19 protein-coding genes are annotated in these 22728 nt (G+C 67.2%); 10 read left to right on the top strand and 9 right to left on the bottom strand.

Annotated elements, in window-relative coordinates:
• Positions 1-2: 2 nt before the first annotated feature.
• The 5 genes from yihA to GSQ87_RS19415 all read left to right on the top strand — a co-directional run bounded on the left by yihA (position 3) and on the right by GSQ87_RS19415 (position 4818).
• A complete protein-coding gene (gene yihA, locus GSQ87_RS19435) occupies positions 3-629 on the top strand; it encodes a ribosome biogenesis GTP-binding protein YihA/YsxC (RefSeq protein ID WP_158917940.1) in 627 nt (208 codons plus the stop codon).
• 68 nt (positions 630-697) lie between these two features.
• Complete coding sequence (gene argB, locus GSQ87_RS19430) at positions 698-1621, top strand: acetylglutamate kinase (RefSeq protein WP_158917308.1); 924 nt, start codon at positions 698-700, stop codon at positions 1619-1621.
• Positions 1618-2286, top strand: coding sequence for a pyrimidine 5'-nucleotidase (locus tag GSQ87_RS19425; protein WP_254063099.1), 669 nt, complete (start codon positions 1618-1620; stop codon positions 2284-2286). The genes argB and GSQ87_RS19425 overlap by 4 nt, the downstream gene beginning before the upstream one ends.
• Positions 2287-2301: 15 nt before the next feature.
• On the top strand, positions 2302-3132 hold the full coding sequence (gene dapD / locus GSQ87_RS19420) for a 2,3,4,5-tetrahydropyridine-2,6-dicarboxylate N-succinyltransferase (protein ID WP_158917306.1): 831 nt from the start codon (positions 2302-2304) through the stop codon (positions 3130-3132).
• A 204-nt stretch (positions 3133-3336) separates the two neighbouring features.
• Entirely contained in the window at positions 3337-4818 is a 1482-nt protein-coding gene (locus GSQ87_RS19415) for a catalase (protein ID WP_158917303.1), read from the top strand.
• Positions 4819-4888: 70 nt separating this feature from the next.
• Here GSQ87_RS19415 and GSQ87_RS19410 read toward each other — a convergent pair whose 3' ends face one another.
• The 4 genes from GSQ87_RS19410 to GSQ87_RS19395 form a co-directional block, all read right to left on the bottom strand.
• Complete coding sequence (locus tag GSQ87_RS19410; RefSeq protein ID WP_158917301.1) at positions 4889-5641, bottom strand: endonuclease/exonuclease/phosphatase family protein; 753 nt, start codon at positions 5639-5641, stop codon at positions 4889-4891.
• Positions 5642-5652: 11 nt separating this feature from the next.
• Positions 5653-6654, bottom strand: coding sequence for an aldose epimerase family protein (locus tag GSQ87_RS19405; protein ID WP_158917299.1), 1002 nt, complete (start codon positions 6652-6654; stop codon positions 5653-5655).
• A gap of 2 nt (positions 6655-6656) precedes the next feature.
• Positions 6657-7961 (bottom strand): family 1 glycosylhydrolase, encoded by a 1305-nt coding sequence (locus GSQ87_RS19400; RefSeq protein WP_158917297.1) that lies wholly within the window; start codon positions 7959-7961, stop codon positions 6657-6659.
• A gap of 74 nt (positions 7962-8035) precedes the next feature.
• Entirely contained in the window at positions 8036-8491 is a 456-nt protein-coding gene (locus tag GSQ87_RS19395; protein ID WP_158917295.1) for a hypothetical protein, read from the bottom strand.
• 313 nt (positions 8492-8804) lie between these two features.
• Between GSQ87_RS19395 and GSQ87_RS19390 the strand changes: the two genes are divergently transcribed.
• The 4 genes from GSQ87_RS19390 (at position 8805) to GSQ87_RS19375 (ending at position 13635) form a co-directional block, all read left to right on the top strand.
• The gene (locus GSQ87_RS19390; protein ID WP_254063098.1) at positions 8805-10220 is read left to right on the top strand and encodes a cell wall metabolism sensor histidine kinase WalK; all 1416 of its coding nucleotides are present in this window, start codon (positions 8805-8807) and stop codon (positions 10218-10220) included.
• A 141-nt stretch (positions 10221-10361) separates the two neighbouring features.
• Positions 10362-11072, top strand: a complete 711-nt coding sequence (gene phoU / locus GSQ87_RS19385) for a phosphate signaling complex protein PhoU (RefSeq protein WP_158917936.1) — start codon at positions 10362-10364, stop codon at positions 11070-11072.
• 4 nt (positions 11073-11076) lie between these two features.
• Complete coding sequence (gene phoB / locus GSQ87_RS19380) at positions 11077-11766, top strand: phosphate regulon transcriptional regulator PhoB (protein ID WP_158917291.1); 690 nt, start codon at positions 11077-11079, stop codon at positions 11764-11766.
• Positions 11767-11871: 105 nt separating this feature from the next.
• Positions 11872-13635, top strand: a complete 1764-nt coding sequence (locus GSQ87_RS19375; protein ID WP_158917289.1) for a DUF885 family protein — start codon at positions 11872-11874, stop codon at positions 13633-13635.
• A 78-nt stretch (positions 13636-13713) separates the two neighbouring features.
• Here the strand turns inward: GSQ87_RS19375 and GSQ87_RS19370 are convergent, their stop codons facing one another.
• The 5 genes from GSQ87_RS19370 to manD form a co-directional block, all read right to left on the bottom strand.
• The gene (locus GSQ87_RS19370) at positions 13714-14334 is read right to left on the bottom strand and encodes a hypothetical protein (protein WP_158917287.1); all 621 of its coding nucleotides are present in this window, start codon (positions 14332-14334) and stop codon (positions 13714-13716) included.
• Between the two features lie 91 nt (positions 14335-14425).
• On the bottom strand, positions 14426-15934 hold the full coding sequence (locus tag GSQ87_RS19365; protein ID WP_158917285.1) for a glycoside hydrolase family 27 protein: 1509 nt from the start codon (positions 15932-15934) through the stop codon (positions 14426-14428).
• A gap of 77 nt (positions 15935-16011) precedes the next feature.
• The gene (locus GSQ87_RS19360) at positions 16012-17502 is read right to left on the bottom strand and encodes a mannitol dehydrogenase family protein (RefSeq protein ID WP_158917283.1); all 1491 of its coding nucleotides are present in this window, start codon (positions 17500-17502) and stop codon (positions 16012-16014) included.
• Between the two features lie 28 nt (positions 17503-17530).
• On the bottom strand, positions 17531-18823 hold the full coding sequence (locus tag GSQ87_RS19355) for an MFS transporter (RefSeq protein WP_254063097.1): 1293 nt from the start codon (positions 18821-18823) through the stop codon (positions 17531-17533).
• On the bottom strand, positions 18820-20031 hold the full coding sequence (gene manD, locus GSQ87_RS19350) for a D-mannonate dehydratase ManD (protein ID WP_158917281.1): 1212 nt from the start codon (positions 20029-20031) through the stop codon (positions 18820-18822). The genes GSQ87_RS19355 and manD overlap by 4 nt, the downstream gene beginning before the upstream one ends.
• 318 nt (positions 20032-20349) lie before the next feature.
• Between manD and GSQ87_RS19345 the strand changes: the two genes are divergently transcribed.
• The gene (locus tag GSQ87_RS19345; RefSeq protein ID WP_158917279.1) at positions 20350-22518 is read left to right on the top strand and encodes an alpha-glucuronidase family glycosyl hydrolase; all 2169 of its coding nucleotides are present in this window, start codon (positions 20350-20352) and stop codon (positions 22516-22518) included.
• Positions 22519-22728 lie beyond the last annotated feature (210 nt).

Below are 22728 nucleotides of genomic sequence, written 5' to 3'. Positions count from 1 at the left end.
TGATGGAGGCGGCGCGGCTGACCTTCGCGCGTCCGTCGACCTTCCTGCTGGGCTGCGCCGCCGTCGAGCAACTGCCGCCGCCGGACCTGCCGGAGGTGGCGTTCGCCGGCCGTTCAAACGTCGGCAAGTCCAGCCTGCTGAACGCCCTGACCGGGCGCAAGGACCTGGCGCGGGTGTCCAACTCGCCTGGCCGCACGCGGGAGGTGAACCTGTTCCTGGTCGACGAGCGGCTGCGCCTGGCCGACCTGCCCGGCTACGGCTTCGCCCGCGCCGCCAAGACCGAGGCGCGCAAGTTCCAGAACCTGGGCCGCGCCTACCTGCGCGCCCGGCCGAACCTCAAGCGGGTCTACCTGCTGATCGACAGCCGCCACGGGCTGAAGGATGTGGACGACGAAGCGCTGGATGCGCTGGACCTCGCCGCCGTCTCCTACCAGATCGTGCTGACCAAGGCCGACAAGCTCAAGCGCGGCGAAGGCGAGGCCCAGGCCGAAGCGACGCTGAAGCGCATCTCCAAGCGGCCCGCCGCCTTCCCGCGCGTGGCCCTGACCTCGTCGGAAAAAGGCGCAGGCATCCCCGAGCTCCGCGCAGAGCTATTGCTGGCCACGGGACTGGCGCCGGAAGCGGCGTAACCAAGACGTCGCAATTTCGCGCGACGTTTCCCCTCCCATCCCGGCCGCTCTTCGGTTAAGCCCCGCCCATGACGGACACCCTAGAACCCGCCGAACAAGCCGCCTGGGCCACGGCCCGGACGCTGGCGGAGGCGCTGCCCTACATCCAGCGCTACGACCGCGAGACCGTGGTGATCAAGTACGGCGGCCACGCCATGGGCGAAGAGGCGGTGGCCAAGCTGTTCGCCGCCGATCTGGTGCTGCTGAAACTGGTCGGTGTGCACCCCGTGGTGGTCCACGGCGGCGGCCCACAGATCAGCCGCATGCTGGCCAAGGCCGGGGTGAAGTCCACCTTCATCGACGGGCTGCGCGTGACCGACGAGGACACCATGGAGGTGGCCGAGATGGTCCTGTCCGGCGCGATCAACAAGGAGATCGTCCACTTCATCAACCGCGCCGGCGCCGACGCCGATGTGCGCGGCGTCGGCCTATCGGGCAAGGACGCCCGGCTGATCACGGTGGAAAAGGCGATCCGCACCAAGCGGGACCCGGACTCCCATATCGAGCGGGCGGTGGACCTGGGCTTCGTCGGCGAACCGCGACGGGTCGATCCCAAGATCGTGGAAGCCCTGATCTACGCCGACGAGGACTATGTCCCGGTGATCGCGCCGATCGGCGTCTCGGAAGAGGGCGACACCTACAACATCAACGCCGACACCGCGGCGGGCGCTGTGGCCGGCGCGCTCAAGGCCAAGCGCATGCTGCTGCTGACCGACGTCAAGGGCGTGCTGGACAAGAACGGCGAGCTGATCCGCCAGTTGACCGTTGCCCAGGCCAAGGCCGCCATCGTCGAGGGCGTCGCCACCGGCGGCATGATCCCCAAGCTGGAGACGGCCATCTCGGCGGTCGAAAGCGGGGTCGAGGCCGTGGTGATCCTGGACGGCCGTCGTCCCCACGCCATGCTGGTGGAGCTGTTCAGCGAGCACGGCTCCGGCACCCTGGTCTGCGCGTGAACGACCGGGGCGCGGACCTCCGGCGGGTCGACACCTGGATTTTCGACCTCGACAACACGCTCTACCCCATGGGCGGCGCGGTGCAGTCACAGATGGACGAGCGCATCACCGCCTATGTGGTGCGCGAGACCGGGCTGTCGGCCGAGGAAGCCTATACCCTGCAGCGGAAGTACCTGGACGAGCAGGGCACCACCCTGGCCGGGCTGATGTCCCACCACGGGGTCGACCCGTACCATTTCCTGGAAGAGGTTCACGACGTCTCGCTGGACAGCGTGTCGCCCGATCAGGCGCTCTATACGGCCCTGGCGCGCCTGCCGGGGCGACGACTGGTGTTCACCAACGCCTCGGCCGGCCATGCGGAGCGGGTGCTGGCCAAGCTCGGCTATGCGGACCTGTTCGAGCACGTCTTCCACCTGGAAGCCGCCGACCTGACGCCCAAGCCCCAGGCCGCCGCCTACGACGCCCTGATCCGCCTGCACGGGGTGACGCCCAGGAGCGCCGCCTTCTTCGAGGACACCGAGCGCAACCTGGCCCCGGCGGCGGGGCTCGGCATGGCTACAGTGCTGGTGGGGCCGCACGCGGCGACCTCGACCGCCGGCTTCGTGGATTACCGCACCGACGATCTGACGACCTTCCTGCAAACGGCGCAGGTGGGCGAGACTTAAGGGACTGGACGACGCATGACCGACCACGCCGAGCTGGAAACCGCCGTCGAAGCCGCCTGGGAACGCCGCGACACGCTGAACGCCACCTCCAAGGGCGCCGATCGCGACGCGGTGGACGCCACCCTGGCGGCGCTGGATAGCGGGGCGCTACGCGTTGCGGAAAAGCTCGACGGGGCCTGGACCGTGCGCCAGTGGGCCAAGAAGGCGGTGTTGCTGTCGTTCCGCCTCAACGACAATGCGATCATGGGCGACGAGAACGCGCCGGGGCCGTGGTGGGACAAGATCCCGTCCAAGTTCAGCGGCTGGGACGCGGCAGCCTTCCGGGCCGCCGGATTCCGCGCCGTGCCGGGCGCAGTAGTGCGCAGGGGCGCGTTCGTGGCCCGCAACGCGGTGCTGATGCCCTCGTTCGTCAATATCGGCGCCTATGTCGGCGAGGGGACCATGGTCGACACCTGGGCCACCGTCGGCTCCTGCGCCCAGATCGGCAAGAACGTGCATCTGTCGGGCGGCGTCGGCATCGGCGGCGTGCTGGAACCCTTGCAGGCGGCGCCCACCATCATCGAGGACAACTGCTTCGTCGGCGCCCGCTCGGAAGTGGCCGAAGGCGTGATCGTCGAGGAGGGCGCGGTGCTGTCGATGGGCGTCTATCTAGGCGCCTCGACCAAGATCGTCGACCGGGCCACCGGCGAGGTGTTCCGCGGTCGGGTGCCGGCCTATTCGGTGGTGGTGCCGGGGACCCTGCCGGGCGTCAACGGCGGCCCGGGGCTGTATTGCGCGGTGATCGTCAAGCGCGTCGACGCCCAGACCCGCTCCAAGACCAGCGTCAACGAACTGCTGCGGGACTGAGGCGTTTTGCGTGCTTCGAGACGCACTACGCGCTCCTCAGCATGACGAAGGTTTTTGAATCCCACCGGGACCCGTCATCCTGAGGAGCCCAAAGGGGCGTCTCGAAGGACGCAGGCCATCGATCCCGCCTATCCTAACTAAAAGAAGCATTGATTTGCTCTTGGGTGACTTCGTCGCGATTCTGCGTCCAGCCCAGGAGCATCCATGACCGACAAGATCACCCTGACCACCAGCGCCGGCGCCCCGATCGGCGATAACCAGAACTCCCTGAGCGCAGGCCCGCGCGGCCCGCTGCTGCTGCAGGACTACCAACTGATCGAGAAGCTGGCCCACCAGAACCGCGAGCGCATCCCCGAGCGGGTGGTGCACGCCAAGGGCTGGGGCGCGTTCGGGACCTTCACCGTCACCCACGACGTCTCAAAATACAGCTGCGCCAAGCTGTTCGACACCGTCGGCAAGAAGACCGACCTGCTGATCCGCATCTCCACGGTGGCGGGCGAGCTGGGCGCGGCCGACGCCGAGCGCGACGTGCGCGGCTTCTCGCTGAAGTTCTACACCGAGGAGGGCAACTGGGACGTGGTCGGCAACAACACTCCGGTCTTCTTCATCCGCGACCCGCTGAAGTTCCCCGACTTCATCCGCACCCAGAAGCGCCACCCGCGCACCAACATGCGCTCGCCGACCGCCATGTGGGACTTCTGGTCCCTGTCGCCGGAAAGCCTGCACCAGGTGACGATCCTGTTCAGCGACCGCGGCCTGCCGACCGCGCCGCAGTACGTGAACGGCTACGGCAGCCACACCTATTCGTTCTGGAACGAGGCGGGGGAGCGCTACTGGGTGAAGTTCCACTTCAAGACCCAGCAGGGCCATCGCCACCACACCAACGCCGAGGCGGCGACCGTGGTCGGCCGCTCGCGCGAGAGCTACCAGGAGGAATGGTTCAGCGCGATCGAGAGCGGCAACCTCCCGAAGTGGACCATGTACGTCCAGATCATGTCGGAGGCCGAAGCGGACAGGACGTCCTACAACCCCTTCGACGTGACCAAGGTCTGGCCGCACGCCGACTATCCCCTGATCCCGGTGGGCGAGATCGAGCTGAACCGCAACGTGGACAACTATTTCGCCGAGGTCGAGCAGGCGGCGTTCTCGCCGTCCAACATCGTGCGGGGCATCTCCCACTCGCCGGATCGGATGCTGCAGGGACGGATCTTCGCGTACGCCGACGCGCACCGCCACCGCCTTGGCACGCACTACGAGGCCTTGCCGGTGAACCAGCCGAAGTCCCCGGTGAACCACTACCACAAGGACGGGCTGCTGCGGTTCTTCGCCAGCAACCATCCGACCGACGCCTATTACGAGCCGAATTCCTTCGGCGGTCCGACCCAGGACGCCAGGTACCTGGAGCCGCCGTTGAAGATCGTCGGCGACGGCGCCCGCTGGAACCACCGCGACGATCCGGGCAATGACGACTACGTGCAGCCTCGCACCCTGTTCGAGCTGTTCGACGCCGACCAGAAGGCACGCCTGTTCATGAACCTCGCCGAGGCCATGCAGGGCGTGCCGGAGTTCATCGTCGAGCGCCAGATGGGCCATTTCGCCAAGGTGCACCCGGACTACGCGACCGGCGTACGCAGGGCGATGGCCGTGCTTGCGGCGGCGCACGTGGTCGCCACCGCGGCGGAATAAGGCTTCGATACCCACTGTCATCCCGGAAAGCGCCCTGGCGCTTATCCGGGATGACAATGGAGACGGCCGCCTAGCCCCCCGGGTTCACCCGGATATCCACGACCAGCGGCAGGTGGTCCGACGCCATGCGCGCCAGGGGGCCGTCCGGAGCGTGGACACTCAGCACATCGATCTCGGGCGAGACGAACATGTGGTCCAGCCGCAGGATCGGCGCGCGCGAGGGGAAGGTGCGGATGGTGCGCCGCCGCCGTATCCGCTTCCCATCCGGTCCACGCTGCACATCGCGTAGCCGGCCGGTCAGGGCCCGGTAGGCGGCGTAACGCGAGGTGGCGTTGAAATCGCCCATCAGCACGGTCGGTCCCTGCAGCTCGGGATGGGCCAGCCACTCCGGGCCCAGCAGGCGTTCGACCTGCAGCCGCTGTTCCATGGGCACCAGGCCGAGGTGGGTGTTGATCACCTGGAACTGCGCCCCGTCCGCCTCGACCGCCATCCAAAGCGCGCCGCGCCGCTCCAGTCGGGAGCGCGGGATGGTCGGCAACGGGCCGACCTTGACCAGCCGTTCCGGCAGGGTCGTGAGCACCGCGTCGCCGTACTGCTCCTCCTCGACCTGGAAGGCCGAGTTGAAGTGGAAGCGCATGCCCAGCCGCGAGGCGATCTCGTGAGCCTGATCCACCCGTCCACTGCGAGCGCGACCGACGTCCAGTTCCTGCAGCGCCACCACGTCGGGCCGGCTCTGGCCGATCACCGTGGCGATACGGTCCACGTCCAGCTTGCCGTCGACGCCCACGCAGCCATGCACGTTGTAGGTCATCAGCCGGGGCACTGCGACGCCTCCTAGTGAGTGAAGCGATAGGTGCTGGTGTGGCGGTAGGTCTGTCCGGGCCGCAGGATGGTGTCGGGGAAATTCGGGTGGTTGGGCGCGTCGGGGAAACCCTGGGGCTCGAAGGCGATGGCGGCGTGCGCGAAGAACGGCGCGCCCATCCCCTGGCCCGAATAGACCTGCATCCCCGGTTGGTCGGTGGCGAGATGCAGGGTCAGCCCGCTCTCGGGCGAATGCAGTTCGACCTGGGGCTCGGGTCCGCGATCCAGCACCCAGTTGTGGTCGATCCCCTTGGCCATGACGATCTGAGGATCGGGCGCCGCCACGAGATCGCCGACCCGCTGGGTGCGCCGCAGGTCGAACACGGTATCGGCGACGGGGCGTAGTTCCCCGGTCGGGATAAGCCCGTCGCCGACAACGGTGATCGCCTCACCCGCCAGACGTAGCTGATGGTCTAGGATCGACCTGGAGGGCCGGCCCGACAGGTTGAAATAGAAGTGCTGGGTCAGGTTGACCGGCGTCGGCTGGTCGGTCGTGGCCCGGTAGGCGATGGTCAAGGCGTCGTGCGAGACGGTGTAGCTCGCCTCCACCTCCAGCCGTCCCGGAAACCCTTCCTCGCCGTCGGGCGAGGTATAGGCCAGCACGGCGCGCTCGTCGTCGGCGTGGGCGATACGCCAGAGCCGCTTGTCGAACCCGATCTTGCCGCCATGCAGGGTGTTGCCGCCCTCGTTGACCGAGACCTGGTAGGCGCGCCCGTCGATGGAGAACCGCCCTCCCGCCAGCCGGTTGGCGTACCGGCCGATGCCCGCGTTCAGATATCCGGTCCCCGCAAGATGGCCGGCGAGGTCCAGGTAGGTCGGCACGGTCTCCACGCACCCGGATTTGGTTGGCGCGCACAGACGCTGAACCGTGGCGCCGTAGTCCAGCACCTCCACCTGCAGTCCGCCCGGACGACCGAGGCGGATAAGCTGGACCTCGCGCCCATCGGGCAGCTTGCCGAACGACGTCACGCTCATGATCAGGCGGCCCCGTTGTTCGCATTGGCCGGGCTACGGGCGCTCAGTTCGCGCGCACGGGCCTGGCTGTCCTCCACCCATGAGTCGGCATGTTCGCTGGGCAAGGCGATGGGCGCCACCAGGCAGACGCTCTGGGCCGGCAGGACGTCGCGCCAATCCGAGATCAGTTGCTTATAGGCCAGCCCCACCGGGCGAATCTTGCGGTCCAGGTCATACAGTCCCAGCGGATTGACCCGGCCGTTGTTCTCCCGCAGCGCCACGTCCCAGTCCACCTGATCGGTCAGCGAGTACCAGGTGAAGCCAAGGATCGGGATGCCGTTGTTGCGCACCCGCAGGACGTTGGCCCACTCCTTGTGCAGCCAGTTCACCGCCTCGTCCCCGTTGGCGCCCTGGGAAAGGTTGGTCTCGGTGTGCATCACCGGCAGGCGGTAGCGCTCGTAATACTGGCGGGTGATCTCGTTGTAGCCGAAGATCTCGCCCGAGGCGTAGGTCATGCCGTCGGCAGCCACCCGGTGCTCGTTGGTGATGTAGTAGTCGTTGCCCAGGATGCAGTGCTGCTTGAGATGGTTGTCCAGGAAGAAGTGGTACTCCTCCCGGGTCATGCCGTTGTCCAACAGGAACTCGTACATCTCCGAGTCCACCCGGCGGCCGTAGTTCAGGTCCAGCGACAGGAAGCGTTCCGAGTTCATCACCTCGGCCGGCCCGATGGCGGCGGGGTTCTCGGCGTGGAAGTACTCCGACGACTCGCTCTGCACGAAGATGGCGTCGGGGCGGACTTCCAGGATCGCCCTCATGGCCAGGACATTGGCTTTCACCAAGTATTTCAGCGCGTTGACGAACGCCCCGTCACTGGTCATCTGCTCGTTCCACCAACCGTAGCGGGCCGAGAAGGTGGCGCAAATGTACATCTCGTTGATCGGTGTATAGAGCTGGACCCACGGGAAACGCTTGGCGAAATCGCGGGCATAGGCCTCGAACAGGGCCGGGAAATCGGGGTTCTGGAAGTTGCCGATCCAGTCCGGCACGCCGAAATGACAGAGGTCCACGATCGGGACGATGTCGCGCCGCTTGAGCTCGGCGAACGTCACATCGGTGAATTCCCAATCGTACTTGCCCGGGCCGAGGAAGGTGGTGTGCATCGGCGGCCCGTAGCGCAGGAAGCGCACGCCCAGGTCCTCGACCAGTTCGAAATCGGTCTTCCAGTGCTTGTAGAAGCCGCACTTCTCCATCTCGTCGACCCGCACCTTCCCACCCTGGATGGTGGGGATGCTGTTCTCGATCCCGGTGGCGAACATGAAGCTGAACATGAAGCGATGATTCCTGGCTGCCCGCCGAACACGAGAAAAATGAGGCTATGCGCCTTCGCGGCGCAGGGCGAGGCCTAGTCGATGCTGTTGTGGTCGCTCGCGTTCATCCGGTCGGACTGGTGCTGCAGGGACCGATCCACATTGTGGCCGGCGCGGGCGAGATCGGCGCCGGCGTGTTGCGCCGCGCGACCGGCGTCCTGCCCCATCTTGTCGAGGCCGCGTCCCATGGCGCTGGACGCATGGGCCAGGGCTGGCTTGGTGTCGTCCACGGCCCCGGCGACCGCACGTTGGGTGGCGTCGGCTGCGTGGTTCAGGGCTGCGTCGGTGTGGTCGAGCGCGTCGGAGGTATGGTTGAGCGCGTCGGCGGCGTGCTGGATCGCCTCGTGCCTGCGCGCGGCGGCGTCGTCCGCCGACACCTGGCCGGATCGGTTGTCGCAGGCGGACAGGGCGAGCGCCGCGCCCACGGCGCACCCGACCAGGACGGCCCTGACGAAGGGCTTGCTGACGAACAGGTCTTGAAGGGTCGGCATCTGGACATATCCGCGGCGTCTGGGGACGAAACCCCTGCCCGGGACAGCGGTTCCAAACTTGACTGTTTCCCTAGGAAGCTTTCCCACCGATACGACGTTCAAGTCGCCTAAGTCTTCATGCGATCAACACGGGTCGAGGTGGAAACCGTCATTAAACACGACCAGATTGAAGGGCAGTCCCATTCGCCCCGCGCTCGTTTTTCGCGCTTTCCGTCAGATGCCGCTCAACCAACCACCCTCCCCCCTGTCGCCCATGCCGCGCGTTGATGCGGACACGACGGCCGCGGCCGGGCGGCGGCGCCCCCGACTGCGGGTGCTGCTGACGACCGTGGCTGGCTTGGCCGGCCTGGCGGCGGCGGGTTGGTCCGGCCATGCCGACCTGCTGGTCGTGGGTTCGGCGGGCGTGATCGTGCTCGGGCTGGGAATCCTGCTGGCGCTGGGCGCGGAATCCGGCGCCGTCCGCATCCCCGTCCATCCCTCGGTCCCGGCCGTATCCGGCTCGCGTGAAGAAGCGGAGACCTACGCCCTGGCGCTGGAGCTGGCGCCCAACCCGGTGCTGCTGGTCAGCGGCGGCGATGCGGACGATGTGGCGGCGCGACGCGTGCTGTTCGCCAACGCCGAGGCCCGCGAACTGCTGCGCATCCCCCGCGACGGCGCGCTGCTGGTCACAGCGCTCCGCCATCCCGGCGTGCTGGAAGCCATCGACGAGAGTCTGTTCGGGCGCACGCCTCGCACCCTCAGTTACGAAAGCGGCCCTCAGGAGCGGTTCTGGCGCGTCTGGACCAAGCCCTTGCCCCCCACCAGCACGCACGACCGGCTGGCGCTGGTGATCATGCGCGACGAGACCGACGTGCGGCAGAACGAACGCATGCGGGCCGACTTCCTGGCCAACGCCAGCCACGAACTCCGCACCCCGCTGGCCTCGCTCACCGGCTTCATCGAAACCCTGAGAGGCCATGCCCGCGACGACGAGGTGGCGCGCGACCGCTTCCTGGCCATCATGAGCCGCCAGGCCGAACGGATGGCGCGGCTGATCGACGACCTGCTCTCGCTGTCGCGCATCGAGCTGAACGAGCACATCCGTCCGTCCGGGCGCTGCGATCTCGGCCTGGTGACCACCGACGTGATCGACGCCCTGGCGCCCCAGATCAGCGCCAAGCAGGTGCGGATCGAGGTCCAGGGTCCCGTCGGCGACAAGGCCCTGGTCGCCGGCGATCGGGACCAGATCGTGCAGGTGGTGCAGAACCTGCTGGACAACGCGGTCAAGTACGCCCCGCCCGAAAGCGTGGTCCGGGTCGAGATCGCCTCGGGCCTGACGCTCGAGGCCGTCAGCGCCGCGCGCCCGGAAGAGGGTCGGCTGACCGCCCCCGATGGCGGTCGCATGTCCCTGCTGACCCCGGTGCGGGCGGCGGCGGAGCGGTTCGCCATGGTGCGGGTGGACGACCGGGGCTGCGGCCTCACCCGCGAGCACCTACCCCGCCTGACCGAACGCTTCTATCGCGTGGAGGGCCAGAACAGCGGCGAACGCACCGGCACGGGCCTGGGCTTGGCCATCGTCAAGCACATCATCAATCGTCACCGGGGCGGCTTCTTCGTCGAAAGCGCCCCCGAGCGCGGGGCGGCCTTCTGCGTCTACCTGCCCATGGCGCCGACCGTCGCGACCGCCCCGACGGACGGCTCGGCCGTCAGCCCTCGGAGCGAATCGAAGGGCGAAGGCGTTGCCGCGTAGCGGCTAGGCGCAAAAATCGTCTTCAATCGTCATGAAAAGACTCTGCGCAACAAAACTGTCGTAAAATCGTCGCGCACCCTCTGCACTCCGCGGGCAAGTTCCGGCTCGTCTGCGGCTCCAGCCCTGATTTGTGTCATGAGCATGAACGAACATACCCTGAAGTTCTTCGGCGAGGAGCTGGACCAGCTCAAGGCCGAGGTCGCGCGCATGGGCGGCCTGGCCGAAGCCCAGGTGGGCGACGCCATCGAGGCGGTGGTCCGTCGCGACGTGCCCCTGGCCGAGGACGTGGTCGGCCGCGACAGCCGGCTGGACCAGCTGCAGCACGACATCGAGCGCAAGGCGATCCGCATCATCTCGCTGCGCCAACCCGTGGCCCAGGACCTGCGCCGCACGGTGTCGGCCCTGAAGATGAGCTCGATCCTGGAGCGCACCGGCGACTACGCCAAGAACATCGCCAAGCGCGCCCTGATCATCTCCGAAGCCGAGCCGATCACGCCGCTGACCCGCTCGATCGAGCGGATGGGCAAGCTGGTCTCATCGCGTCTGAAGGACTCGCTGGACGCCTACACCTCGGGCGAACTCGACCGCGCCATGGACGTCTGGCAGAACGACGAGGAAGTCGACGAGCACTACAACAGCCTGTTCCGCGAACTGCTGACCTACATGATCAGCGATCCGCGCACGATCAGCTCCTGCGCCCACATGCTGTTCGTGGCCAAGAACCTGGAGCGGATCGGCGACTACGCCACCAACATCGCCGAGATCGTCCACTACGAAGTGACCGGCGAAGAAATCGTCGGCGACCGCCCCAAGTGGAGCGGCGTCTCCGGTCCCGCCGAGCCGGAGGCCTGATCGCTTGAATCCCCATGTCCTGGTGGTCGAGGACGAGGACGCCCTCGCCACCCTGCTGCAATACAACCTCGAGAAGGAGGGCTACGCCGTCAGCGTGGCCACCGACGGCGAAGAGGCCCTGGTCCAGGTCGACGAGCGCCTGCCCGACCTGATCGTGCTCGACTGGATGCTGCCCAAGATCAGCGGCATCGAGGTCTGCCGGCGTCTGCGCGGCCGGGTGGAGACCCGCAACGTCCCCATCCTGATGCTCACCGCCCGCGGCGAGGAGAGCGATCGCATCCGCGGCCTGGACACCGGCGCCGACGACTATGTGATCAAGCCCTTCTCGATGACCGAGCTGACCGCGCGCATCCGCGCGGTGCTGCGCCGCATCCGGCCGGGCCTGGCCGAGGATCGCGTGCGCCATGGCGACATCGTGGTCGACCGGGTGGCCCACAGGGTCAAACGGGCCGGCCGCGAAATCCACCTCGGCCCGACCGAGTTCCGCCTACTGGACTACCTGATGCAGCACCCCGGCCGGGTGTTCTCGCGCGAGCAACTGCTAGACGCGGTGTGGGGCTCGGACGTCTATGTCGAGGCGCGCACGGTGGACGTCCACATCGGCCGGCTTCGCAAGGCGCTGAACAAGGACGAGGAGATGGACCCGATCCGCACCGTCCGCTCCGCCGGCTACTCGCTGGACGTGGACGCCTAGGCGCCCTGGGTCACCGCACGCAAATATCGTATACGTTCCGTCGGCTGACAGCTTGTAGAGGCAGGAACGCTGGTCCAATCTGACCGACCTTCAGGGGGACGACAGATGAAGACCTTGGCGATCTTGGGCGTCGCGGCGGCGCTGACGGCGAGCGCGCTTGCGGCCTATGCTGCGGACGGGACCGCTGACGCCCGGTTGAAGGCCATCTACGACACCGAATGGAAGTGGCGGCAGGTCGAGTTCGCCCGCGCCGGCGGCGATTTCGACGACAACCCCACCCGGATCGACCACCTGCAGAAGATCGATGCGGCCAGCCAGGACGCGCGCCTGAAGCACTGGACCGAGACCCTGGCCGCCGTCGACGCCATCCCCGTCGACCAGCTTTCGCCCGAAGAGAAGATCAACCGGGCGGTCTATCGCGAGCAGCTCGAAAGCCTGATCGCCGACCAGAAGTTCAAGCTCTACGAGATGCCGTTCAACAGCGACTCCTCGTTCTGGTCGGGCCTGGCCTCGGGCGCGCGCCGCCAGCTCCGCTCGGCCGGCGAATACCAGGCCTACATCGCCCGGCTGAACGACATCGCCCGCTATTACGGCGAGCAGATCGACAACATGCGCATGGGACTGAAGCGCGGCTTCAGCGTGCCACGCGAGACCCTGGTCGGGCGCGACGGCTCGATCCTGGCGGCGGCCGACCCGGCCAAGCCCGAGGACAACCCCTTCTTCCAGCCGTTCAAGAACTTCCCCAAATCGATCCCGGCGGATGAGCAGGCCAGCCTGCGCGCGGCCGGGCTGAAGGCGGTGCAGGGCTCGGTGATCCCGGCGCACCAGAAGCTGCTGGCCTTCTACCGCGACGAATACCTGCCCCACGCCCGCACCACGCTGGCGGCCGAGGCCATGCCCGACGGCAAGGCCTTCTACCGCTCCCAGATCAAGGAATATACGACGCTCGACCTCTCGCCGGAGGAGATCCACGCCATGGGCCTCAAGGAGGTCGAGCGTATCCATGCCGAGATGCTGGCGACGATGCAGGCCAGCGGGTTCAAGGGCAGCTTCCCCGAATTCCTGCAGTTCCTGCGCACCGACCCGCGCTTCTACGCCAAGACCGGCGACGAACTGCTCATGCGAGCCGCGTGGATATCGAAGAAGCAAGACGGCAAGATCGGGCGCTATATCGGTCACCTGTCGCGCGAGCGCTTCGGCATCGACCCGGTGCCGCTAAGCATAGCGCCCTTCTACACCTCGGGTCGGGGCGGCAAGGACGGGTGCCTGATGAACACCTACGACCTGCCCTCGCGCCCACTGTACAACCTGACCGCCCTGGTCCTGCACGAATGCTCTCCGGGCCACTCGCTCCAACTCCAACTGGCGGGGGAGCAGAAGGGCCTGCCGGCGTTTCGGCGCGGCAGCTACATCTCCGCCTATGGCGAGGGCTGGGGCCTGTACGTCGAGAAGCTCGGTCGCGAGATGGGCATGTACGAGACGCCCTACGACGAGTTCGGCCGCGAGACCTTCGAGATGTGGCGGGCGTGCCGTCTGGTGGTGGACACCGGCATCCACCACTACGGTTGGACCCGTCAGCAGGCGATCGACTACCTGAAGACCAACACCGCGCTCGCCCCCCACGACATCGAGATCGAGGTGGATCGCTACATCACCTGGCCCGGCCAGGCCCTGTCCTACAAGCTGGGCGAGATGGACATCGAACGCCAGCGCGCCAAGGCCGAGGCCGCGCTAGGACCGAAGTTCGACATCCGCGCCTTCCACGACGAGGTGCTGTCGCTGGGCTCGGTGCCCCTTCCGGTGCTGGACGACCAGATCGACCAGTTCATAGCCCGGGGCGGGAAGCTGGGAGAAGCGTTGCCGGATTAAGACTTGTGCTCGCAAAAGACAACGCCAAAGCAGCTTCATAGGCGCACACAGTGCGCGAAGTCTGCCACCCCCTCTCTTCTACGAAGTCAAACTATCTATGAAAGCCGAACCTGCAGCTATTCGTTCCTCGACCCTACCGCGTTCAGTGCTGCATTGGTCAAGTACATGGGAGATCACACGAGCAATGTCCTGGAAAGCCGCCTGCGTAGCTCCGCCCTGCAGACCAGGAAAATCCAAGGCGCTTTGGAGATTCACAGCGCCGTCTCTCGTTTTCATCATCGCGTGCACGACGGCGACATCAGCTATGTCTTTGCTCAAGAAATAATCCAAGAGCCTAATTTGTATGGCCAGATCGGGTCGTTTCGCTCTTAAAGCCGACGCATTCTGATTTGTTACATTCACGGTGAGCGCTAGAGCATCATCCGCTGCAAGGTAGACAGCTTTACAGACATTCAGTCCGCCAAGCTGAAGATTGACGATTTTGCCGGCCTCATGCGCGAACGTCTGCCGAGCAAGCTCATGATCTGCCTCACGTTGCTTCCTGGGTCCGTCGAAGGCTAACCAAGCCAGAACGCCGTTCACCCCAATGCTGAGAAGCCCGACGATCACCGAACCCCAGAATGAAGCTCTAGACCAGCCGATCGCGGCCCATGCTGCATGGGCACTGTCCTGCGCAGCGATCAAAGCCAGATCGGCCAATGGAGACCCTATTATACGTGACGAGATAACCGTCTCTCTTAGGTGAGAACAAGCCTGCAGGCCAGCAGGGCAGATCACGCACGAACGCGGGTCAACCGGCCCGCAGCAGCACCACCCCGTGGGTGGGCACGCTGGCCTTGAACCCGGAGGCGGAGCGCTCAACCGGCGCCGCTGTCCACGCCCCGGTCAGCCGCGCAGGCGCCGCCACGCCGAGCTCCTCCCAGCTCAGTTCTGCGTCCAGCGGCTGGGCGGCGCGGTTGAACACCGCTACCGCCATGGCGCCGTCCGCCAGCGGCCGGGTCCAGACCTCCAGGTCTCCGCGCTTGAACAGGCGGCGGCCCTGGCGGCCCAGCGGGTCCTGGTCGATGGCCAGCATGGTCTTATCAGTCAGCAGGGCCACGGTCTCGGGCGTCATGGTGCGCAGGTCGTTGCCGGTCATCAGCGGCGCGGCCTGCATGGCCCAGAGGCTGAGATGGGTGCGGTACTCGTCCGCCGTCATGCCGCCGTTGCCGACCTCCAGCATGTCCAGGTCGTTCCAGCCGCCGGGACCGGCGTCCTCGGGCTTGCCGCCCTTGTCGAAGCCGATGGCGGCCATGCTGTCGTAGCTGTCCTTGATGTCGCCGCTGGTGCGCCACAGGTTTCCGGCCACCAGGCGACCCCACGAGCCGACGTCCGCGCGGCCATACTCGCACAGGCTGAACACGATCGGCCGACCGGTGGCCTGCAACGCCGCGCCCATCTCCTGGTAGGTCGCGCGGATTTCGGTCGGGCTGCGATAGAAGCCCTCGCCCGAGCACAGGTCGTACTTGATGTAGTCCACGCCCCAGCCGGCCCAGGTCCGCGCGTCCTGGACGACATGGCCGTAGCTGCCGACATAGCCGGCGCAGGACTTCGGTCCCGGCGAACTGTACAGGCCGAGCTTCAAGCCTCGCGCGTGGACGTAGCGGGCCAGCCCCGCCATGTCGGGGAACTTGGCGTTGGGTTGCAGCACGCCGTTCGCATCGCGCGCGCCCTGCCAACCATCGTCGATATTCACATAGACATAGCCGGCGTCGCGCAGGCCCGAGGCGACCATGGCATCGGCGATCTGGCGCACGGCGACGTCGTCGATCCTGGTCGCAAATTTATTCCAGCTGCTCCAGCCCATCGGCGGGGTACGCGCCAGGCCATTGGACGACAGGGCGCGCAGGACCATGGGCGGCGGCTGCAGCGTGAAGGCCAAGGCGTGGCGCTCGGTCTCGGACCCCGCATGAGCGCTGGCGTCAACGTGCTGGTACCAGATATCGCCGACCAGCCGCACGCCGTCGCCCTGGCGCGTGGCGGTCCAGGTATGGGCCTGTAGGCGAGGATTGCCGTTGTCGATCTCGAAGCTGGCGACATCGCCGGTGATGCGCAGGTTGCGCATCGGCATGGCCCCGTACCAGTCGGTGGTGAGGGTCCCGCTCGGACTGGGGCCGGCGTGGATTTCGAACATGCGCACGCCGGGAAAGCTGGGCGTGGTCCCGACCACCCAGACGCCATCGAGATCCCCCGCCCTGGCCGCGCCCACCGCGACGGCGACCGCCAGCGTCACCCCGGCCAGAACCCCATACCGCCGCATCCGCCCCGCCCCATTTTCCTGTCGCTGATGTCTTGTGCGGCGACGCGGGGCCAGCCGCAAGGCCAGCGCGCCCAGCCTCAATCCGGCTGGCCGAACGCCTCCACCGCACCCTGGGCGCCCAGGCGGTCCAGCCGGTCGAGCTGCTGCGTGAGGGCGTGTCGAACGGGCTCGGCCGCGGCCAGCCTGGGCGGGAAGATCGTCTCAATCGCCAGCAAAGCCGCCACGCGCCCAGCCGCGTCCGGGACGCTGTCATAGGCGCGCCGGGTGATCGCCGCCAAGGGATCGTCCACGGCGAAAGCCGCCCCGGCGTCGTCGCGCCCGCCCTGCCAGCGCATCCAGGCCGCGATCGCCAGCGCCAGGGCCTCGAACGGTTCGTCCTTAGACAGACGCTCGGCCAGCGGGGCGAGCAGGCGTTGAGGCAGCTTCTGGGAGCCGTCCATGGCGATCTGGCGGGTGCGGTGGTTGAGCGAGGCGTTGTCGAAGCGCGCCATCAACGCCTGGCGATAGGCGCCCACGTCCAGGCCGGGCGGCGGCGACAGGGTGGCGGCGGACTCGTCCCACAACCGTTCCACGAACGCGCGCAACGCCGGGTCGGCCGTCGCCTCGTGCACGAAGGTCCGGCCCGACAGGGCGCCGAGATAGGCGATGGCGGAATGGGCGCCGTTCAACAGCCGCAGCTTGGCCTCTTCCCAGGGCGCGACGGAGGTCGTGACCTGCACGCCGGCCGCCTCCAGCTCGGGCCGTTCACCGGCGAAGCGATCCTCGATCACCCACTGTAGGAAGGGTTCGGTCTTGACCATGGCCAGGTCGAGCACGCGCAGCCGGGCGGCCATCGCCTCGATATCCTCCGGCGTGGTCGAGGGGACGATGCGGTCCACCATGGTTTGGGGGAAGGCGCCCTCCGCTTCAATCCAGTCGCGCAAGGCCGGGTCGGATCGCCTCGCCATCGCCAGCACCGAGGCCTTCAGCCGCTCGCCGTTGTGGGGGAGGTTGTCGCAGGAGATGGCGGTGAACGGCTTCAGCCCGCGCGCCTTGCGCAGCGACAGCGCGGCGGTGAGGAAGCCCGGCGCGGTGCGGGGGTGGGACAGGTCGGCCAGGTCCGCCACCACCTCGGCGTCGTCCTCGAGCAGGCTACCGGTGGCGGGGTCGAGCTTGTAGCCCTTCTCGGTGATGGTCAGGGTGACGAGGTGGGTCTGGGGCGCGGCCAGGGCGTGGACCAGGGTGGACGGGTCTTCGGGCGCGACCAGCACGTCCTTGACGGCGCCGATCACGCGCACGCGCTCGTCGGTCCCGTCGCGCACGGTCATGGCGTACAGCCCGTCCTGCGGGTTCATCTGGTCGCGCACGCCAGCCGACCGCAGCGAGGCGCCGCGTACGCCCCAGCGCGGGTCGCCCTGCCGGATAAGGGTGTCGAACACCACGGCCTGGTGTGCACGATGGAAGGCGCCGACGCCCAGGTGCACCACGCCCGCTTGCACGGCTCCGCGGTCATAGCCTGGGCGTTCGACCGCGGCGGACAGGCTGTCCAGGGTGGCGTTGGACAGGCGGGGACGGGGAGCGTCGCTCACAGCCTTCGGCTTCCTCTAAAACGTCGGCTCAAGCCGCTTCGTCCCGCAATTGCGCGGGCGCATAGCGCGGGGTGACCAGATGGATCGCCAGCAGGGCCGCGAAATAGGTCACGCCCGCCACCGCGAAGATTGGACCGTAGCTCCCGAAGGTCTGCAGAATATAGCCCGCGTACTTGGCCATCAGCATACCGCCGAGCGCGCCCGCCAGACCGCCCAACCCCGCAACCGACCCCACCGCCCAGCGGGGGAACAGGTCGGACGGCAGGGCGTAGACATTGGCCGAGAAGCCCTGGTGCCCGGCGCAGGCCAGGCCGATCAGCAGCACGGCGATCCACAGGCTGGGCGCGAAGCCGGCGAAGGCCACCGGGAACACCACAGCCGCACACACGGCCATGGCGGTCTTGCGCGCGGCGTTCACGCCCCAGCCCCGCCGCATCAGCCGTGAGGATCCCCAACCGCCCATCACCGAGCCCACATCGGCCAGGACGTAGATGGCCACCAGCGGCGGGCCGTAGCTCTTCATGTCCACGCCGTAGCGGCGGGTGAAGAAGTCCGGCAGCCAGAACAGGAAGGTCCACCACACCGGATCGATCAGGAACCGCCCCAGCACATAGGCCCAGGTCTCCCGCGTGGTCAGAAGCACACGCCAGCTCACCAGCCGCTTGGGCTCCACGGGATCGGACTCGATGTAGGCGAGCTCGGCGGCGCTGACGCGCTTGCTCTGGCGCGGGCGGCGGTAGAAGCCGAGCCACACCGCCAGCCAGATCACCGTGAACAGGCCGGTGATCAGGAAGGCCGCCCGCCAGCCGAACGCCAACACGACGCCCGGCACGATCAGCGGCGTGACAATGGCCCCGACGTTGGAGCCAGCGTTGAAGATGCCGATGGCCAGCGCCCGCTCACGCTTGGGGAACCAAGCCGCCGTCGCCGCCAGGGCCGACGGGAAGGCGCCCGACTCGCCCAGCGCCAGCGGGATGCGCACCAGGGCGAAACCGAGGGTGGACGTGACCAGGGCGTGGGCCATGTGTCCCACCGTCCACAGGCCCACGGCCAGGGCATAGCCCAGCCGCTCGCCCAGCCGGTCGACCAATCGTCCGAACACGACATAACCGATCCCGTAGGCGGCCTGGAACCAGAACACCACGTCGCCGTAGCCGGTCTCGCTCCAGCCATAGCGGTGCTGGAGCATGGGCTTGAGCACGCTGATGACTTGGCGGTCGACGTAACTGAGCACCACCGCCGCGAAGATCACCGCGCACACGACCCAGCGCATCCGCCCGGCCGGCGGGGGGGCCTCGGCCGAGGCGGTGGGCGCGCTCACCAGTTGTACATGGAGCCGTCCTCCAGCCGGTTCACCGGCAGGTAGGCGCGACGGTAGGGGTACTTGGCGGCCAGGGCCTCGTCGATGTCCACGCCCAGGCCCGGCGCCTCGCCGGGATGCAGCATGCCGTCGGCGTAACTATAGGCATGGGGGAAGACCGCGTCGGTCTCCTCGGTGTGATGCATGTATTCCTGCACCCCGAAGTTGGGCACCGACAGGTCGAAGTGCAGGGCCGCGCCCATGCACACCGGCGACAGGTCGGTCGCCCCGTGGCAACCGGTGCGCACGTTGTAGAGGTCGGCCAGCCCGGCGATGCGGCGCAAATGGGTGATACCGCCGGCATGGACCACGGTGGCGCGGATATAGTCGATCAGCTGTTCCTCGATCAGCTGCTTGCAGTCCCAGATCGAGTTGAACACCTCGCCCACCGCCAGCGGACTGGTGGTGTGTTGGCGGATCAGGCGGAAGTTGGCCTGGTTCTCGGCGGGCGTCGCATCCTCCAGCCAGAAGGGGCGATAGGGCTCCAGGTCCTTGCCCAGCCGCCCGGCCTCGATCGGGGTCAGCCGGTGGTGGATGTCGTGCAGCAGATGCACGTCCCAGCCCAGCTTTTCGCGCCCCGCCTCGAACAGGGCCGGCACCGAGCGCAGGTACTTTTCGGTCGACCACAGGTTTTCCGACGGGATGTCGGCGTCGGCGGGCTCATAGCGGTCCTTGTCCTTGGACACGCCGTAGGTGGACTTCAGCCCCGGCACGCCGGATTGCAGCCGCACCGCCTTGTAGCCCTGGGCGATGTAGTGCTCGGCCCGCTCCAGCGTCTCCTCGATGCTGACGCCGTTGGCGTGGGCGTAGACCATCACGCCGTCGCGGCTCGCGCCGCCCAGCAGCTGGTACAGCGGCAGGCCCGCCACCTTGCCCTTGATATCCCACAGCGCCATGTCGACCGCTGCGATCGCGCTCATGGTCACCGGACCCCGGCGCCAATAGGCCCCGCGGTAGAGGAACTGCCAGATGTCCTCGATGCGATGGGCGTCGCGCCCGATCAGGCAGGGGATGACGTGGTCGGTCAGATAACTGGCCACCGCCAGTTCACGCCCGTTCAGGGTGGCGTCGCCTAGGCCATAGACGCCCTGGTCGGTCTCGATCTTCAGGGTGACGAAGTTGCGGCCTGGGCAGGTGACGATCACCTTCGCGCCCGTAATCTTGATCATCATCCCATCCGATGTGCTGGATTCATCCGATCACGCCGGCGCGAAAGCAGATCGCGCCGGCGTGTGTTGAATTGGATTGACCACTAGCCACGGCGGCGCTTGGAGAGCACGCCAGAGGCTCGATCTAAGTTTCCTCTCGCCCGGCGCTTTACACGCCTTGTCTTTTTCGCATGGCGGGATCAATGTCCACCCCTGCAATGCTAGCGCTATCACGATAAGTGGACGCCAGCCTTTGTCAATGCCGGCGAAGCGGTTTGAACCGTGCGCCAAGCGGCGAAGGCGGGCGATAAGGCGCGGCGACCGGGGAGGTGAACGCAGATGCTCAAGTCTGTCGCGCGGACGATCTCGGTCGTTGGAATCGGGTGCGCCCTGCTGACCGCCGCCTCAGCCGCCCAGGCCGAAGACGGCTACGACCTGTGGCTGCGCTACCGCCCCGTGGAAACGGCTTGGCGGGCCCGCTATCGCGCCGAAGCCGCCGCCCTGGTCGGCGCGACGCCGTCGCCCCAGTTGGCCGCAGTCAGGACCGAGCTTCAGCATGGCCTGGATGGCCTGCTGGCCGAAACCGTCCCTGCAACCCAGAGCGCGCCGTCGGAAGGCGCGGTGGTGTTCGGCACCCCGGCGTCCTCGCCCCTGATCGCGCAATTGAACCTGCCGTTGCAGCCCCTCGGACCGGAGGGCTACCTGATCCGCAGCGTGGTCATCCAGGGCCGCCACGTCACCGTGATCGCGGCCAACAGCGACATCGGCGTGCTGTACGGCGCCTTCCGCTTCCTGCGCCAGATCCAGACCCGCCAGCCCCTGGACCGCCTCGATATCGCCGACGCACCCAAGGTGAAGCTGCGATTGTTGAATCACTGGGACAATCTGGATCGCACGATCGAGCGCGGCTATGCCGGCGCCTCGCTGTGGGACTGGCAGAAGCTGCCCGACTATCTCGACCCGCGCTACACCGACTACGCCCGCGCCGACGCCTCCATCGGGATCAACGGCACGGTGCTGAACAACGTCAACGCCAAGGCAGAGAGCCTGACGCCGCTGTTCCTGCGTCGGGCCGCCGGGCTGGCCGATGCGTTCCGGCCCTATGGGGTCAGGGTGTATCTCTCGGCCCGCTTCACCGCGCCGATCGAGATCGGGGGGCTGAAGACGGCCGACCCGCTCGATCCGCAGGTGAAGGCTTGGTGGCGGGCCAAGGCCGATGAGATCTACGCGCTGATCCCCGATTTCGGCGGCTTCGTGGTCAAGGCCAACTCCGAAGGCGAGCCCGGGCCGCAGGACTATCACCGCACCCACGCCGACGGCGCCAACGCGCTGGCCCAGGCGGTGGCGCCGCACCACGGCGTGGTGATGTATCGCGCCTTCGTCTACTCGCAGGACGTGCCCGACGACCGCGCCAAGCAGGCCTATGCGGAGTTCAAGCCGCTGGACGGCCAATTCGACGCCAACGTCATCGTCCAGGTCAAGAACGGGGCCATCGACTTCCAGCCGCGCGAGCCCTTCCATCCCCTGTTCGGGGCGATGCCGAGGACGCCGCTGATGATGGAATTCCAGATCACCAAGGAATACCTCGGCTTCTCGACCCACCTGGTCTACCTCGCCCCGCTGTTCGAGGAGACGCTGAGGTCCGACACCTACGCCAAGGGGCCGGGCTCGACGGTGGCCAAGGTGGTGGACGGCGAGCTGGACGGTCACGCCCTGACCGGCATGGCCGGAGTCGCCAACACGGGGACCGATCGGAACTGGTCGGGCTCGATCTTCGACCAGGCCAACTGGTACGCCTTCGGCCGGCTGGCCTGGGACCCGACGGCCTCCTCGCGCGAGATCGCCCAGGACTGGACGCGCATGACGTTCAGCAACGACCCGGCCTTCGTGCGGCCGGTGGTGGGCATGATGATGGGGTCGCGCGAAGCGGCGGTGGACTACATGACCCCGCTCGGCCTGCACCACCAGATGGCGCGCAGCAGCCACTATGGCCCCGGGCCCTGGGTGGCGGGCGGTCCGCGCCCGGACTGGACCTCGGTCTACTTCAACAAGGCCGACGACAAGGGGATCGGCTTCGACCGGACGGCGACGGGCAGCGACGCCGTTGCTCAGTACACGTCCCAAGCGGTCAAGGCCTTCGACGACCCCGCCAACCAGGACCGTTTCCTGTTATGGTTCCACCACGTGTCCTGGGACGCCCGCACCACGTCCGGCCGCACCCTGTGGGACGAGATGGTGGCGCGCTACAGCCGCGGGGTCTCGGAAACAGCCGACATGGGCGCGACCTGGGCGGGGCTAGGCGCCTATGTGGACCCCGAACGCTTCGCGCAGACCGCCACCTTCCTTCGCATCCAGGAAAAAGAGGCCCGCTGGTGGCGGGACGCCTGCATCGCCTACTTCCAGACCTTCTCCAAACGCCCCCTGCCCACCGGGTACGCGGCGCCGGAACATCCGCTCGCCTATTACGAGGGGCTGCAATTCCCGTTCGCCGCCGGCACGGCCCACTGAGAAGGTATGGCGCGAGAATATCGACACCTCCGTCAAAACGGATTGGAATTGTGAAAAAGGCCGTATTGACATCTGGCGTGCGGCTAAATAACGTTTCCAATGTGAACGCTATCATTTCGATCTGCCGAGGATTGGTCAGGTCGAGCAATCGCTAAATCAAGATACGACCCACAAGGGTCGAAATGTGTACGCACCTGTCCAAAGAAGACA

Origin of the sequence: Caulobacter sp. S45 (assembly GCF_009765965.1) — a bacterium.
In the GTDB taxonomy this organism is placed as follows: domain Bacteria; phylum Pseudomonadota; class Alphaproteobacteria; order Caulobacterales; family Caulobacteraceae; genus CAHJWH01.
This window is presented reverse-complemented; position numbering and strand designations above follow the sequence as displayed.